General features: G+C 66.2%; 17 protein-coding genes. All 17 read left to right on the forward strand.

Annotated elements, in window-relative coordinates; translation table 11 throughout:
- The first annotated feature begins 159 nt into the window (after window positions 1-159).
- Window positions 160-912 carry an OST-HTH/LOTUS domain-containing protein gene (locus CKCBHOJB_RS01145; protein ID WP_281050226.1) on the forward strand — a complete coding sequence of 251 codons (753 nt, stop codon included), beginning with the start codon at window positions 160-162 and terminating at the stop codon, window positions 910-912.
- Window positions 913-1,100: 188 nt separating this feature from the next.
- The gene (locus tag CKCBHOJB_RS01150) at window positions 1,101-1,889 is read left to right on the forward strand and encodes a PFL_4669 family integrating conjugative element protein (RefSeq protein ID WP_124189398.1); all 789 of its coding nucleotides are present in this window, start codon (window positions 1,101-1,103) and stop codon (window positions 1,887-1,889) included.
- Window positions 1,886-2,434, forward strand: coding sequence for a DUF3158 family protein (locus CKCBHOJB_RS01155; protein WP_281050227.1), 549 nt, complete (start codon window positions 1,886-1,888; stop codon window positions 2,432-2,434). Before CKCBHOJB_RS01150 ends, CKCBHOJB_RS01155 begins: the two co-directional genes overlap by 4 nt.
- Window positions 2,431-2,814 carry a single-stranded DNA-binding protein gene (locus CKCBHOJB_RS01160; protein WP_161613369.1) on the forward strand — a complete coding sequence of 128 codons (384 nt, stop codon included), beginning with the start codon at window positions 2,431-2,433 and terminating at the stop codon, window positions 2,812-2,814. Before CKCBHOJB_RS01155 ends, CKCBHOJB_RS01160 begins: the two co-directional genes overlap by 4 nt.
- A gap of 294 nt (window positions 2,815-3,108) precedes the next feature.
- Complete coding sequence (locus tag CKCBHOJB_RS01165) at window positions 3,109-5,124, forward strand: DNA topoisomerase III (protein WP_281050228.1); 2,016 nt, start codon at window positions 3,109-3,111, stop codon at window positions 5,122-5,124.
- A 778-nt stretch (window positions 5,125-5,902) separates the two neighbouring features.
- Window positions 5,903-6,139, forward strand: coding sequence for a hypothetical protein (locus CKCBHOJB_RS01170; RefSeq protein WP_013982118.1), 237 nt, complete (start codon window positions 5,903-5,905; stop codon window positions 6,137-6,139).
- 25 nt (window positions 6,140-6,164) lie between these two features.
- Window positions 6,165-6,557, forward strand: coding sequence for a hypothetical protein (locus CKCBHOJB_RS01175; RefSeq protein ID WP_003141051.1), 393 nt, complete (start codon window positions 6,165-6,167; stop codon window positions 6,555-6,557).
- A 250-nt stretch (window positions 6,558-6,807) separates the two neighbouring features.
- Window positions 6,808-7,524 (forward strand): ABC transporter substrate-binding protein, encoded by a 717-nt coding sequence (locus tag CKCBHOJB_RS01180; RefSeq protein ID WP_281050230.1) that lies wholly within the window; start codon window positions 6,808-6,810, stop codon window positions 7,522-7,524.
- Window positions 7,525-7,807: 283 nt separating this feature from the next.
- Window positions 7,808-8,605, forward strand: coding sequence for a hypothetical protein (locus CKCBHOJB_RS01185; RefSeq protein WP_034050576.1), 798 nt, complete (start codon window positions 7,808-7,810; stop codon window positions 8,603-8,605).
- A gap of 65 nt (window positions 8,606-8,670) precedes the next feature.
- Window positions 8,671-9,036 (forward strand): DUF3085 domain-containing protein, encoded by a 366-nt coding sequence (locus tag CKCBHOJB_RS01190; RefSeq protein ID WP_034050578.1) that lies wholly within the window; start codon window positions 8,671-8,673, stop codon window positions 9,034-9,036.
- 344 nt (window positions 9,037-9,380) lie between these two features.
- Window positions 9,381-9,932 (forward strand): STY4534 family ICE replication protein, encoded by a 552-nt coding sequence (locus CKCBHOJB_RS01195; protein WP_281050231.1) that lies wholly within the window; start codon window positions 9,381-9,383, stop codon window positions 9,930-9,932.
- A gap of 55 nt (window positions 9,933-9,987) precedes the next feature.
- On the forward strand, window positions 9,988-10,599 hold the full coding sequence (locus CKCBHOJB_RS01200) for a DUF3275 family protein (RefSeq protein WP_281050232.1): 612 nt from the start codon (window positions 9,988-9,990) through the stop codon (window positions 10,597-10,599).
- A gap of 89 nt (window positions 10,600-10,688) precedes the next feature.
- A complete protein-coding gene (locus tag CKCBHOJB_RS01205; protein WP_151023703.1) occupies window positions 10,689-11,054 on the forward strand; it encodes a hypothetical protein in 366 nt (121 codons plus the stop codon).
- Window positions 11,055-11,138: 84 nt separating this feature from the next.
- Window positions 11,139-11,789: a hypothetical protein gene (locus tag CKCBHOJB_RS01210; RefSeq protein ID WP_151023704.1), complete on the forward strand. Its 651-nt coding sequence runs from the start codon at window positions 11,139-11,141 to the stop codon at window positions 11,787-11,789.
- A gap of 65 nt (window positions 11,790-11,854) precedes the next feature.
- A complete protein-coding gene (locus tag CKCBHOJB_RS01215; protein WP_161773230.1) occupies window positions 11,855-12,964 on the forward strand; it encodes a DUF6094 domain-containing protein in 1,110 nt (369 codons plus the stop codon).
- Between the two features lie 102 nt (window positions 12,965-13,066).
- Window positions 13,067-13,372 carry a hypothetical protein gene (locus CKCBHOJB_RS01220; RefSeq protein WP_043496636.1) on the forward strand — a complete coding sequence of 102 codons (306 nt, stop codon included), beginning with the start codon at window positions 13,067-13,069 and terminating at the stop codon, window positions 13,370-13,372.
- Between the two features lie 99 nt (window positions 13,373-13,471).
- Entirely contained in the window at window positions 13,472-15,745 is a 2,274-nt protein-coding gene (locus CKCBHOJB_RS01225; RefSeq protein ID WP_161773231.1) for a helicase-related protein, read from the forward strand.
- The last annotated feature ends 135 nt before the right edge of the window (window positions 15,746-15,880 follow it).

Consider the following 15,880-nt stretch of genomic DNA (forward strand, 5'->3'; position numbering starts at 1 on the left):
ACTGTCGCCTGTGAATCAGACGAGGACAGCCACGCACGAGCCCGGCCGATGATGGACATGACGACTTCCCCCGTCACAAACGTACTGCAACCACTGCAGCGAGACGTTCAGCGCTTGCTGGGCAGATGCCTGTTGCGCCTTCAACAATACGAGCGCCTCATGAAAGCCATCGTGGCGCACCACGAGATTTCAGGCCCGGCGCATTCGCTGGAGGCCATTCGCACAGCGCGGATCGAAGATGCCGCGACCAAGACCCTGGGCACGTTGGTCGGACAACTGTTTGGTTCGTATGTGGTCACCGATGGAAATGGTGGCAAGGAACGCGACAACGATCTTCCCGGCGACGTGATTTCCTTTCGCACGCGCGTGCAACTGAGCCTGTCTGCGCAGGACTACGCCAAAACCCAGGCCGACCTCAAAGACCTGGTATCGCTGCGCAACACCCTGGTGCACCACTTCATCGACCAGCACGATCTATGGACCGTGGACGGGTGTCGCGCTGCACAGGACGAACTCGGTTCCGCCTACACGCGCATCGATCAACACTTTGAGCAGCTGCGCGGCTGGGCCGAGCACATGGATCAGGCGCGGCGCCTGGCAGCGGAGTTCGTCCAGTCGGATGTGTTCCACGACCTGGTGGTCAATGGCATCGCGCCGGACGGCACGGTGGACTGGCCGGCCGCCGGCATCGTTCGCGCGCTGCGCGAGGCCGCCGCGCAGTTGGCCGTCGAGGGCTGGACACCCATTGCCGCCGCTGGCCGCTGGATCGCGGGCCAGCATCCCGAGCAGCTTCCAGCCAAGTACGGCTGCAGCAGTTGGCGGCAGGTGGTGCACGAGTGCCGCCTGTTCGAGCTTCGCTACCGTGAGGTGGAGGGGCAACGGGCCGCCTGGTACAGACCTCGCGAGGCATAGCCCCGCAACGCGGTCTCACCTCCGCGCGAGCCGCGAACAACTCCGCCGAGCTATCCCCAGGGGATAGCCGGCACACACAGCCTTCCGTGCGGAACAAACCGGGCGCGCATGGGCTGCGGTTTGTTGACTGACAGCCTTCCGGCCGATGCCGATGCTGGCGACTCGCCCCTTCACCGCGAGTCGCTCCAATGGCCAACGAACGCACAGAACCCCTGCAACTGAATCTCGGATCGCTGCGCAGCGCGATGTCGCTGACGCTGCACACGCACCACGCTTCGCGCATCTGGCACGGCCGCGCCCCGACCGAGGGGCGCCCCGGCATCATCGGTCTCAACGGCTTCATCGGCGCCATGAACAAGATGAAGCGCGGCGCCGAGCAGGACGACCCGTACTCGGATTGGTGGATGTTGCGGATCGAGGACAAGCTCGCCGACACCAAGACCCGCCTGCAGACCCTGCGCGAACAGGTCGACCAGGCCCTGGCCGACGTGCCACCGGCGCTGTCGCTGGGCGAGAACATGAATGTGCAGCCGGTGAAGCTGCCGCTGTTCGTGAATGCACAGCTCGGCTTCATGGCGGTGTACCTGCTGGCTGACTACGACGACCTGGCGCGCAAACTCATCCTGGCGCACCACACGGCGCTGATCGACCGCAGCACCTTGGAGCGCTGGCTCAATGATGGCGCGCACGCGCTGCGCAGCCTGTTCTCGCTCGCCCAGCAGTACCGCTACTCGGGCACGACGCGCGACGACTTCGCGGCGAAGAACGCCGCGGCGCGAGCGGCGCTGGAGAAGTTCGGCGAGCTGCCGCAAGACGTGCTGGAAGGCACGCGCCGCTCGCGCTTCGCGCCACCGATCGCGCGGCCGACGACCAAGCCCGGCACGCCGCCTGCTGCGCCCGCCATCGAGCCCGATGCGCCGGCTCACACGGATGGCGCAGCCAATCCAGCGACGGGTAATGAGGGTGCTGACGCATGACGGCATCGCCCCCCATCAGTCACTCCACGCGCTTCGTGACGCTGGAACAGGCGGACTTCCAGCGGCTGGAACATGCAGGCTACCTAAAAGGCCTTTTACAGCCTTTTAAGGGTAAGGGGAGTCTGGAGACCTGGGCCAGCCAGTGCGCAGCGCTGCGCGACGACGTGATTGGCCTGGCGCAGCGGCGTGTGCTGCCCCAGGCACGCGCCTACCCCTTCAGCCTGCTCGACGTGCAACTGGCCCAGCAGGCCACTGGCGCAGGGACGACCTTCCTGCGCTGGCGCAACCTCGACCGTTCCTCCATGGGCGTGGCGTTGTGGGAGGCCCTGCTGGCCAACCCCGCGACGCCGGCCTCGCTGATCGACGAGCTGTACGCGATCGAACTGCAGCGCATCGTGCTGAACATGCAGATCAGCCTGACCCACAGCATCGCTCGCCAAGCCCTGGAATGCGCCAGCAAGGCCGCCCAGGCCGAAGCGGCTTACCTGCGGCGTGTCCACGGGCATACCGCGGCCGTTCCACCCACCACCAAGGACTCACCATGAGCACGCACTTCGTCGGCGAGGGCAACATCGGTTCTGCGCCGGACTACCGCGAGTTTCCGAACGGCAACGACGGGCCGCGCCGGCTGCTTCGCCTGAACGTCTACTTCGACAACCCGATCCCGAAGAAGGACGGCGAGTACGAAGATCGCGGCGGCTTCTGGGCGCCCGTGGAGCTGTGGCACCGCGACGCCGAGCACTGGAAGACGCTGTACCAGAAAGGTATGCGGGTGCTGGTCGAGGGCCGCACCGTGCGCGACGAATGGGAGGACGCCGACGAGAACGAGCGCGTGACGTTCAAGGTCGAGGCGCGGCGCGTGGGCATCCTGCCGTACCGCATCGAGTCGGTGGCGCTCAGCACCAAGCCGGCCGGCGGACAGTAATTCGCCCATCGCCGTTCCCCCGAGGGCGGCTGTAGCAACCGTCATACGCCCGCGATGCACCAGCGAGCTATCCCCAGGGGATAGCTCCAAGGTCGTCCACGGAGTTCCAGCCGCCCTCCCGAAACGACGCTCTTGCTGTGCCAGCTCCTGCGGTCTATGCACACCGCTGCGGCAACGGGCCGCCTGCCGATCACAAAGCGGTGTCTGCATCAATCGGCTTCCTTGCTGCCGGCATCTCCTGGCCCCGCCAAGCTGACGCCCATCCGATGAACCGCACATTTCCAAGGAGGCTTCATGCGCGTGTTCCTGTGCGAAAAGCCCTCCCAGGGCAAGGACATCGCCCGTGTGCTGGGCGCCGGTCAACGCGGCAACGGCTGCTACAGCGGCGCGGGTGTGGTCGTGACCTGGTGCATTGGTCATCTGGTGGAGGCGGTTCCACCCGAAGGCTACGGCGAGCAATACAAGCGCTGGGCCATCGAGCAACTGCCCATTCTTCCCGAGCGTTGGCGTGTCGAGCCCAAGGCGGCGACCGCAGCGCAATTCAAGGTCGTGCAGCAACTCGTCGCCAAGGCGGGCGAGTTGGTGATAGCGACCGACGCCGACCGCGAGGGCGAGATGATCGCCCGCGAGATCATCGACCTGTGCGGCTACCGCGGGCCGATTCAGCGCCTGTGGCTGTCGGCGCTCAACGATGCGTCGATCCGCAAAGCGCTGGGTGTGCTCAAGCCGTCCGCCGAGACGCTGCCGCTGTATTTCTCCGCACTCGCCCGATCGCGCGCCGACTGGCTGATCGGGATGAACCTGAGCCGCTTGTTCACACTGCTGGGGCGCCAGGCCGGCTATACCGGCGTGCTGTCGGTGGGGCGCGTGCAGACGCCGACGTTGAAACTGGTGGTGGACCGCGATCGCGAGATCGCGCGCTTCGTCTCCGTGCCGTATTGGGCCGCGGACGTGCTGCTATCCCATGCCGGCCAGTCCTTCACCGCGAGCTGGATACCGCCCGAAGGCAGCACCGATGCAGCGGGTCGCTGCCTTCAGCAGCCGGTGGCGCAGCAGGCTGCGGATCGCATTCGCGCGGCACGCGATGCGCAGGTCGTGTCGGTGGACACCGAGCGCGTGCGCGAGGCACCGCCGCTGCCGTTCGACCTGGGCACGCTGCAGGAGGTGTGCTCCAAGCAGTTGGGCCTCGACGTGCAGGAGACGCTGGACATTGCCCAGGCGCTGTACGAGACGCACAAGGCGACAACGTACCCGCGCTCCGATTCGGGCTACCTGCCCGAGAGCATGCTGGCCGAGGTGCCGACCGTACTCGACAGCCTGGTCAAGACCGACCCCAGCCTGCGGCCGCTGATCGAGCGCCTGGATCGCCAACAGCGTTCGCGTGCGTGGAACGACGGCAAGGTGTCGGCTCACCACGGCATCATCCCGACGCTGGAGCCCGCCAACCTGTCGGCCATGAACGAGAAGGAGCTGGCCGTCTACCGGCTGATCCGCGCCCATTACCTCGCGCAGTTCCTCCCACACCACGAATTCGACCGCACGATGGCGCAGTTCTCGTGCGGCAGTCAGTCGCTGGCGGCCGGGGGCAAGCAGATCGCCGTCACGGGCTGGCGTGAGGTGCTGGCGGCGCCGGGGCCGGACGATGCCGATGGCGAGGAAGCGCAGCGCAGCCAGGTGCTGCCCGCTCTGCATGCGGGCCTGTCCTGTCCGGTCGGACAGGTGGATATCAAAGCGCTGAAGACCCTGCCGCCGAAGTCCTACACGCAGGGCGAACTGATCAAAGCCATGAAGACCGTCGCCAGGTTCGTCACCGACCCGCGGCTGAAACAGAAGCTGCGAGATACCACCGGCATCGGCACCGAGGCGACACGCGCCAACATCATCAACGGTCTGATCGGTCGTGGCTACTTGGTCAAGAAAGGCCGTGCCGTCCGCGCTTCCGACGCGGCATTCACGCTTATCGACGCGGTGCCCTCGGCCATCGCCGACCCCGGCACCACGGCGGTGTGGGAGCAGGCGCTCGACATGATCGAGGCCGGCCAGATGGCGCTGGACACCTTCATCGAGAAGCAGTCCGTGTGGCTCGGCCAGCTCGTGCAGCAGTATCGCGGCGCAACGCTCTCGCTCAAGCTGCCGCCGGCGCCGGCCTGCCCGCAGTGCGGCGCACCGATGCAGCAGCGCACGGGCAAGAGCGGCGCGTTCTGGTCCTGCTCGCGCTACCCGGACTGCAAGGGCACGTTGCCGATCGAGTCCCCGACGGGCCGGCGCAGCGCACCGCGCAAGCGGCGCGCTGCCTCCAAGGCGTCCTGATCCTCGCTTCCCCCTGCCGCGCCGGCCACTTCACTGGCGGCGAGGCAAACGTCCCGCACCGCGCGGGACTCCAAAGCGCGCGTCTCCTTCTGCAACGGTGTGCGCGCCCCGTCTGCCCGCCATCGGGCGACAGGGCGAGAAGGTCATTGCTCCACGAATCGCGCCCGCCGCCATTCCCTTGATCGGTGTGCCTTGCCTCGGTCATGAGGGGCTTCCTGACGCCTTGCCGCCGCGCGAGCCGTGAGGAGGCCCCTTGGGCCGAGGGTATTCCGTGCCGGTGCCCGCCGGCGGAACAACGGGCTCCCTTTGTGTGTGGATGCACGCCAGAGGTTTCCGGCCCCAGCCACGAAACGGGCCGGGTGCGATTGCTGACGCAGCGAACGGCTTTGACGACGGCCCGCGCTGACGCAGCCCACAGGTGGTTCTCCTTCCTCTCCAGCCGAAGGCCCGCGTGGCCTGCGGCGCCCTGGTCCTTGCCTTGTCCCGTGACGCGGGCCTGCCCTAAAGCGGGCCGTCCGCGATTCGGTTTTCCCTGCGACGACAGCCATGCTTCGCGCCCATCCTCACGCCATGCGTTGCTGACAGTCGTCAGCGGCATGCCCTGGCAGTCTCGGTCTTCAAGACTGCAACGCGGTTCGCCGCGTTGACCGATCCAGTCCGCTTCGCATCGCCCACCGCGGACGCTCGCCGGCCTGGCGACGATGCACTTTTCTCAACCACCCGAGGGGAACCCATCCCCTGCGGGATGCGTGCTCCCCGACCCACCAAGGAGCACGGCATGTCTGAACCTTCCGCATCTTCCTCTGCAACCGCAGTGCGCAGTGGTGCGCTGGCGCTGGCCTGGACCGGCAAGCGTTTGCCGCTACAGGTGCTGCGCAGCGCGGCCGGCCACTACATCGGCACGCAAGACGACGAAGGCCCGGTATCGCGGGAGTCCGTCGAGTATTTCCCGAACCACCTCGCAGCACAGCGCGCCCTGGATACCCATGCCTGGACACAGCGCGCTCACCCCTGATTCCCACCCGTCAAGGAGTTCTCTCATGAATCTGTCTTTACCCGAAGACGTGCTCGATCAGATGGCGCTGGAACAGGCGCACTTCGACGCTGCACCGCAGGCCTTCTTCGAGGCCTGGAAGCGCGGCGCGCAGATCGCCGGCCACGAGTGGTTCGGCGACGGCACACGCGAAGGTCTGCAGCGTGCCACCACCAAGTGGGACCTGCGGCCCAACATGCTGATGCTCAACGACGCCCTGGGTGTGCTGAGCAGCGGTCAACGCATGTTCCTGTCCGCGATGGTGAGCTTCTACAACTCCCGCGAGGGCGGCGCGATGCTCAAGCGTTGCGGCTTCGAGGGGCTGTCCGACTTCGGCGGCCTCGATCTGGAACGGCGCCAGGTCATCGCCGACCTCACGCTGCACTACAACGGCTGGTGAGCCGCGCCTGGCAACCCACCGTTCTTTCATCCCACCCCACGAGGGACATGCGTCCCCGTTCGGGGCCATGTCCCTCCTTCCTTTCGCAGGAGCGGCCATGTCCCGAATCACCATCTTCCACTGACCTGCACCGCCCGCCACCAGGGCGGCCCGACGCCGCGGCCGGCTGACCGGCTGCCACTTCATCCACTCGCTGGGGTTCAATCCCCGGCAGGGGATTGCCTCGGCCATCCTCTGCTGGAGGAATCCCATGTCTCATTCCAAAAACCCCTTCGTCCGCGGCTACGATGGCCTGTCCGTGCAGCGGCTGCTGGCGATTTCCTACGACGACGACTGCCCGCTGAGCTATCTGGCGCTGCACGTCTCGCAGTCGCACCTGCCAGACAGCCAGGTCGAGCGCCATGCCTGCGTCTTCTGCGACGACTTCGCGCTGATCACGGAAGGCCAGAACGTGCCGCCCGAGCTGGACGCGCAATGCCGCAGCCACGGCATCGCCCGAAACCTCGTCTACGCCGTCATGGCCGAAGAAGCCGGCCAGCCGCTGCACGTCGGCGATACCTACTCCGAGGAAGCCGCACGCGAGGTGGTGCGGCGCCTGCGCTTCGAGACCGGCTTCTACAGCCGTGCCTGGGAAATCAGCTCGGCGCACATCACCGAGGAGGCCGGCCGCTATCTGGCCAACCTGGCCGACATCGCCACGCCGAGCGGTTTTCTGTTCATCGCCTTCCGCATTCCCTACAGCCCGGCGGTCGGCGTGAAGCTGATCGCCACGCCCTGGACGGATGCGAACGTGCAGCAGGTCGAGGGCATCACCGCCGAAGAACTGCGGCAGGAGCACCGGGCCAAGGGCATGCCGGAGTCCCTCGTGGAAGTGTTGCACCTGGCTGCGCTCGCCGACGTTCGCATGTTGGTGTTCGATGCCGGCGCGCCCGTGCTGGACGGACTGACGCTCTACGACGACGAGTAACCCCCTCTTGAGCCCCGTGCGGGGCTCTTCTTTTCCGCGGAACGCGGTGCCGGCGCGTTGCCGATTCCAGGCGGACGGCCGCCGCCATGTGCCGCACGCTGGCCGCATGTTCGCTGGCGTTGCCGGCAGCATGCCCAGGCAGTCGAGACCTTCGAGACTGCGGCGCGGTTCGCCGTGCTGGTTGTTTCGTTCTCCGGGCGCACCCGCGTCCATCCACCTCACCCTCAAGGGACAGACCTCCCTTGCGGGCGGGAGTCCCTTGGTTGCCACAAGGAGTCTCCCCATGGATACCCAAGCCATCCGCGCACAGATGCCGACGCTCGTTGTCGGTCATGTGCCTTCCAACGTCCGTTCGTTCAAGTTCAACATCTTCGACGGCCAGCCCAAGGTTTCGACGCTGGGCTTTCACATTGACCCGAAGCCTTTCGAGGGCAAGGTCATCGCCACCACCGACGAGGCCATCGTCGTCAAGACGGGACGAGCCGAGTTCGCGGTGCTCGATCGAACGCTCGTGACCGAGGTGCCCGACGAGGGCGCCAAGGTGCAGGTCGAACCCTATGTCAGACGCCGCTTCGACGGTCAGCGGGCGGACACGCCCGAGGAGCAGACCGAGTTCACCGCCGACGGCCAGCCCTACACGGTGAAGCGGTTCGTGCTCGGTTCCGCACCGGCGAAGCTGCCGATCCCCGAGCCGCGCTGCCCCGAGCTGCAGGAACTGATCGACCAACTGGAGCAGTTGCCCGCTCCCGACGGCTTCCGGCGCATCACCCACATGCTGGTGGATGCCGGTGCGCGGGACATCACCTGGGTCGATCCGCTGCCCGCCGACATCATCCGCACGCCGCCGGCCATCGGCTTCACCGTCGCCACGATGAAGTTCCAGGGTTGCGTCACCGTGCTGTATGAGCGTGGCCTCGACCTCTACGCGGTGGAGCTGCGCCGCGACGGCGAGCTGATTGAACGGGTCGATGAGGTGTTCTTCGACACCCTCGGCGAGACGCTGGAACGGCTGATCGACGACGGGAGCTGGAGGCGCATCCGCGTGCAGTGCCTGTCGGGTCGCAAGGCTGTCCGGCACTGACCTCTCAGCAGCTTCCCGCCCTCGCGGCGGGAAGCCTCTCTTCCTGCCCCCTGGAGATCACACCCATGACTGTTCGATTCAAAGGCACGGAGCTGCGGCCCGTGCTCGCCGAAGCGGTGGCGAATCAATGCCGCGTCATCCTGGTCAAGGATCACGGCGTGTACTTCCTGGCCGAGTGCGGCGAGCGCCGGCCCGATGGTCGCCAGAAGACCATCGCCTATGCCGCCGGTTGCAACCCGGATGTCGATGCCTTCGACGACTGGTGGGAACTGGCGCGTGCCGAGTTCGGTGGCGACGACTTCGGCGAGTTCTTCGATCCGCAGGAGGGCGTGTTTGCGCGCATCCTGCGCAGCGAGGACGACCTCGACGTGTCCGCCACCGTGACACACCTGTCGCTGCAGGCGGTTCCTCTCACGCCCAGCGGTAACTGACCGCCCATCCCTGGCCCCCGCTCCGGGGGCCTCTTTCTTCCCGGCAATGCGGACAGCCGCGAGTGCCGATTGCCGCTCGCCTGCGCGCCGTCCCGGCGCCACGCTTCCGGCCATGTTCCGCTGACGTCCGTCAGCGACATGCCCAGGCAGCCACGATCTTCGAGGCTGCGACGCGGTTCCGACCGCGTTGATCACCCCAGTTCGCACCGGCATCCACGCGCGAACGTCCATCGGTTCCCGATGGTGATGCCACCAAGCTGTTCCATCAACCCACGCGGGGGTTCCACACCTTCCCCGCCTGGGTCGGGTGTGTCTCCGCCTCTTTGTCCTTCAGGAGATTCACCATGACCACTTCCACCGAAAAGTCCTACTTCGATCTGCACATCGCCGGCCTCGGGTATCTCAATCGCATCCGCGAAGTGAAGCCCAAGAAAGGCGATGCGTTCCTGGCCTGCGACATCGCAGCCCTGAACGGTCCCAGCGATGACGTCTCGTATGTGCGTTTCGACACGCGCGTATCGGGATCGGAAGCGCAGCACCTGGTGCGCCGCTGCATTCAGGCGGTCGACGCCGAGAAGAAGGTGATGATCGGCTTCCGCATGGGCGACCTGTGGACCGACACCTTCACCTACTCCAAGGGCAAGCGTGCCGGCGAGCAGGGGGTGAGCCTCAAGGCCCGCCTGCTGTTCGTCAGTTGGATCAAGGTCGACGGCAAGCTCGTCTACAAGGCCGAGCCCAAGCCGACCGAGACCGACGAGCGGGACCCGGAAGTCCCTGTGACGTCCGACGCGCCCGCTGCGCAGCAAGCCTCGGCACCGGAGCCTTCCGAGCCCGTCGCCGATGCTGCCGACGACGCAGCCGATGCCCCCGCATTGGCCGTTGCCGAGTCGTTCTGATCCGCAAGGCCCCATCCCCGGGGCCTTGTCTTCTCTTCGTCAGCAGGAGACCTTCATGATCACCATCCCCGGCCAACTGGCCATCAAGACCATCCACGGCAGGAACGGCGACTTCAACGTCGGCCGCCTGGCGACCTCGATCGGCGAGTTCGTCGTGAAGAACGCCGAACTCGATCAGTACCGCGAGGGCAAGTACGACGGTGATTTCGTCATCGTCGAGATTCGCCCCTCCACGTACAACGCCAACGGCCGCATGGTCATCGAGATCCGCGCCCATCTGGGCGGGATGACGCTGTCCAACATCGACGCCCTGAGCCGCGACGAAGCCCGCCGGCTGAGTCCGCAGGAAGTCGATCCAATCGACGAGGAAGCGCAGGCGCCCGCGCCGGCAACGCCCCCGGCCAAGCCGAAGGCGAAGCCGCGTAGTCCGCGCGATCCCTTGGTCGATACCACGCCGTTCGGCAGCGAACCGGCTCCCGTGTCCGCTGCGGCCTCGGCCGAGGCAGGCGACGCGGCGCTGTTCGGTGCCTTGTGGCCCCTGGGCGAGACCGTGAAGCTCGATGCGACCGTGGATCGTCGTGTGCTGCGTCAGCAGCGCGACCGTCTCGACAAGCTCGGCTACGAGTTCGCTCCGTTGTCCCAGGACTGGCACCTCAAAGCTGCCTGATCCATCCGCCGCCTTGCGCGGCATTCCGCCACCCGCCGGGGTTCTCCCCCGACGGGGAGGGCTCCGGCCTTTTCTTCAAGGAGACCCTCATGGGCTGGACCTTCGTTCGTCAGACGCGCGATCAGTTGATCCGCGAGCTGCTCGCTCCGCAGGCATCCGAGCGCGCTTGCTGCGAAGTCATCGACCACACGCTGGACGGCGACGTTCTGTGGACCGTGGTTCGCGTCACCGCCAGGCAGGCGGGCGTCATGGGCCTCGCGGCCGGTGAGTCCGTCTGCTACATCGGCTGCCATCTGCTGGAAAGCTCGGGCGGCGATTGGGGCTACAAGTCCCTCGATGAGTCCGTGCACCCGTACTACTACTCGTGCCCGCTGCGCTATCTCGACATGGCGCCAGTGCAAAGCCCCGACTGGCGCGAGCGGGTTCACCTCTTCCACGCGGGCCGCGCTGTCTAGCGGCACGCATCTTCCTTCACCCAACCGGGGCGAGCATGGCCCCGCGGGCTGTGGTTGCTCCTTCATTTCCAAGAGGACATCACCATGCCTGCACCTTCTTCCGCGAAACCTCTGTACCGCATCGACGAATGCCCCGACCTCATGGCCGACGGTTGCGTCGGTGACGCGCAGGGCAATCTCGTCTTTCTCTCGATCTGGGCGCGCGACACCGCCGTTCAGGAGTTCCTCGCCCGCCTGACCCTCGTCCGGGATGAACAGGGGCTGGATCAGTTCCACGTCATCACCGAGCAGGGCGCATCCATCCCGGTCTTCGTCGGCAACGTCGAGAATCTGGAAAAGCGCATCACACGCGCCTACCGGCGCACGTTGTTCGGTTCGCTGACGAATGTGTGGCTGTTCGATCGTCGCTGCGTGAAGCCAGACAAGGCCAACGCCAGCGCGCTGGCGCTTCTGCCCAGGGATTCCGCTCACCGGCTCGACCGGCTGTGGACGCTGGTGCAGGACACCTGCCCGCTGCCACTGCTAGACCACTGGCGCGACACCGTGCTGGAGCTGTTGCAGACACGGCGGATGCTGACCGGTCTTCCCTTGGCCCTCGGGCCGCTGGAAGGCCATCGGCTGGCCCTCGATGTCCCGGCGCTGACGAAGGCGTTGGGCGACCTGATCCGCAACGGCACCCTCGGCGCCACGCAGTACGAACTGGCCGCGAACGCACCGCTTCGGCGTGTGGCGTGAGCCATCCCCACGGGCATGCGCGCCGCGCGTGCCCGCCTTACCTCATCCATCACCAGGAGAAATCCATGGCACTCATGTTTCCGCGCCTGGCGCGCAATTTCATTCGTAACGGCTACTTCCCCACCGACGAGCCGACGCTGGAGCGGGCCTTGTCCGCACTGGCGCCGTCTCCCGGCTCCATGTCCATCCTCGATCCCTGCGCCGGCGAAGGCGTGGCGATCGCCGAAGCCGCCCACGCCCTCGGGCGCGAGCAGGTCCAGGCCTTCGCCGTCGAGTACGACGCCGAGCGTGCCCGCCACGCGCGGCAACTGGTCGATCGCTGCATCCACGGTGACCTGATGGACACGCTGATCTCGCGCCAGTCCTTCGGGCTGCTGTGGCTGAACCCGCCGTATGGCGACCTGAGCAAGGACGTGAACGGCAACATCGGCTATCAGGGCCAGGGCCGTGCGCGGCTGGAAAAGCTGTTCTATCAGCGCGCGCTGCCGCTGCTGCAGTACAGCGGCGTGCTGGTCTTCATCGTGCCGTCCTACGTGCTCGACGCCGAACTGGTCGGATGGCTGACGCGCCATTTCGCCGACCTGCGCATCTACCGTGCGGTGGAAACGCAGTTCAAGCAGGTAGTGATCTTCGGCCGCCGGGTTCGCCAGCGCGACCAGGCGTCGGAGTCGGCCAAGGTCATGCGTGGTCTGCTGCTGCAGATCGGGCAAGGCGATGCCGAAGCCGATGAGCTGCCGCTCGAATGGCCGTTCCTGCCGTACACCGTCCCTGCCAGCCCGGCCGAGCCGGAGCACTTCTATCGCGTGACGATGGAGCCCGAGCAGTTCGCCGATGAAGTCGGCCGGCTGCAAGGACTCTGGCCGGCGCTCGATACGCACCTGGGCGCCGCGCAGCAGTCGCTGCGGCCACCGGCGCGGGCCTTGTCGCACTGGCATCTCGCCCTGGCCTTGGCCGCAGGCGCGATCTCCGGCGTGGTGAAGTCCAGGACCGGGCGCGTGCTCGTCGTCAAAGGTGATACCCACAAGGAGAAGACGCTCCAGACGGAGTACACCGAGCGCGACGACGGCTCCGTGGCCGAGACGCGCATCCTCACCGACAAGTTCGTGCCGGTCATTCGTGCATGGGACTTGACGCTGGGCTCGCCCACGTGGGGCGAAGTGCTGACCATCCGCTGATCGCTGTTCCCTGACGGTTCGCCGTCGCTTTCATCCACCCACCGGGGTCACGTTGCCCCGATGGGGGTGCCGTGGCCCCTTCTTCCAGAAGGAGAAACCACCATGGCACTCGCAGTCCTCAACCTCGCGTCACAAGCACGCTTTTCGCCCGGGCAGGTGGTCATGACCGCCGGCGTCGACGAGCTGGTCCGACAGGGCCGGCTCAACCCCACGCCGTACCTGCGCCGCCATCTTCATGGCGATTGGGGCGACCTGAGCGACAGCGATCGACGGCAGAACGACGCCGCGCTGAAGTCCGGCGAAGATCGTCTGTTCTCGTCCTACCAGGTCACGCGCGACCTGAAGCTCTGGATCATCACCGAATGGGATCGCAGCGTCACCACACTGCTGCTGCCCAGCGAATACTGATCCGCATCCAGCGGTCTCGCGCCGCTTCTTTCTTCCCACCCAGGGGCATGTCACCGCCCCGAGGGGGAGGTGCATGCCCCATTGCCTTGGAGCATCACCATGTCCCTCGATCTCGAAACCGTTCCCGAAACCGCTGTGCAGGGCGACCTGCTCGAAGCGGCCGCTTCACCCCTCACACTCAGCCTGCAGGACTTCGTGTCCGAGTTCGGCGACGAACTGCTCGACTCACTCAACCGCGCCAATCCGCCGGTCTACACCGGCCAGGTGCGGGTGCATCGGCAACTGATCCTCGCCGCGCTCAAGCGCAAGCTGTTCCCGGCGCAAGCCGATGTGGTCCATGCCGTCACCGAGCTACTGATCGACCGCGGCGAACGCGCCGCGATCGTCAATGGCGAGATGGGCTGCGGCAAGACGACGGTGGGTATTGCCACCGCCGCCGTGCTCAATGCCGAAGGCTACCGCCGTACCCTGGTTCTGTCTCCGCCGCACCTGGTCTACAAGTGGCGGCGCGAGATCCAGGAGACGGTGGCCGGTGCCAAGGTCTGGGTGCTCAACGGCCCAGACACGCTGGTCAAGCTGCTGAAACTGCGCGAGCAGTTGGGCGTGCCGGCCCAGGGCCAGGAGTTTTTCGTCCTGGGCCGCGTGCGGATGCGGATGGGGTTCCACTGGAAACCTGTCTTCGTTCGACGGCGCACGCCTCACGGTAACGTGGCGGCGTGCCCGGATTGCGGGCATGTCATCACCGACCTCGACGGCGAGCCGATCAACCCGGTCGAGCTGGAAGCCGAGGAGTCCCGCCGCAAGTGCAGCCACTGCCGTGCACCGCTGTGGTCGTTGATCCGTCCGAGAGGCCTGTCCGCCAGCGACCAGTCCTCGACCGTGCTCAAGGCACTGAAGCGTATTCCAACCATCGGGGAAGTCACCGCGCAGAAGCTGATGCAAAAGTTCGGTGACGCCTTCCTCGCGTCGATGCTCGGGGACAACATCCACGAGTTCATCAACCTGATGGATGGCAACGGCGAGCTGGTCTTCTCGGACCGGCAAGCCCATCGGATGGAACGTGCGATGGCCAACATGGAGTTCGGCTTCGGCGAGGGCGGCTACCAGCCGTCCGAGTTCATCAAGAGGCAGCTTCCCCAAGGCACGTTCGACCTGCTCATCGCCGACGAGGCACACGAGTACAAGAACGGCGGCTCCGCACAGGGCCAGGCCATGGGGGTGTTGGCGGCCAAGGCGCGCAAGACGCTGCTGCTCACCGGCACACTGATGGGCGGCTACGGCGACGACCTGTTCCACCTGCTGTTCCGAGCCCTGCCGGGGCGGATGATCGAAGACGGCTACCGGCCGACGAAGAGCGGCAGCATGACGTCGGCTGCGATGGCGTTCATGCGCGATCACGGTGTCTTGAAGGACATCTATTCCGAGAGCACTGGCACGGCGCACAAGACGGCCAAGGGCACCAAGGTATCGGTGCGCACGGTCAAGGCGCCGGGCTTCGGTCCGAAGGGCGTGCTGCGTTGCGTCCTGCCGTTCACGGTCTTCCTCAAGTTGAAGGACATCGGTGGCAACGTGCTGCCGCCCTACGACGAGGAGTTCCGCGAAGTCGCGATGGACACGGCGCAGGCCGCGGCCTACCGCGATCTGGCGGGTCGGCTGACCCAGGAGCTGAAGCAGGCCCTGGCGAAGCGCGACACGACGCTGCTCGGTGTAGTCCTCAATGTGCTGCTGGCCTGGCCGGACTGCTGCTTCCGGTCGGAAACGGTGGTACATCCGCGCACACGCAACACCTTGGCGTTCGTGCCGGCTCAGTTCAACGAGCTGGAGGTGATGCCCAAGGAACGCGAGCTGATCGAGATCTGCAAGCAAGAGAAGGCAGAAGGTCGCAAGACCCTGGTCTATTCGGTCTACACTGGCACGCGCGACACCACGTCGCGTTTGAAGGTGCTGCTTGAGCAGGAAGGCTTCAAGGTGGCGGTACTGCGCGCGAGCGTGGATGCCTCCCGCCGTGAGGACTGGATCGCCGAGCAGTTGGACCGTGGCATCGACGTGCTCATCACCAATCCCGAGCTGGTGAAAACCGGCCTGGACCTGCTGGAGTTCCCGACCATCGTGTTCCTCCAGTCCGGCTACAACGTGTATTCGTTGCAGCAGGCCGCCCGGCGCTCATGGCGCATCGGCCAGAAGCAGCCGGTGCGCGTGATCTACCTCGGCTACGCCAACTCCTCGCAGATGACCTGCCTGGGGCTGATGGCCCGGAAGATCATGGTGTCGCAGAGCACCTCCGGCGACGTGCCCGAATCGGGGCTCGATGTCCTGAACCAGGATGGCGACTCGGTGGAGGTGGCACTGGCACGGCAGTTGGTCGCGGTCTGACCTGTTTACGTGAGCCGACTCCCCGTAAGGGCTGTCGGCTCTTTTTCTGGCCGCTTGCCGATGTGCGAGCCAAGCTGGTCTATCAAGTAGGGGTGGACGCCGACGGGCTCCGGACGACCGCTTGGACCGGGCCAC

Source organism: Thauera sp. GDN1 (assembly GCF_029223545.1).
In the GTDB taxonomy this organism is placed as follows: domain Bacteria; phylum Pseudomonadota; class Gammaproteobacteria; order Burkholderiales; family Rhodocyclaceae; genus Thauera.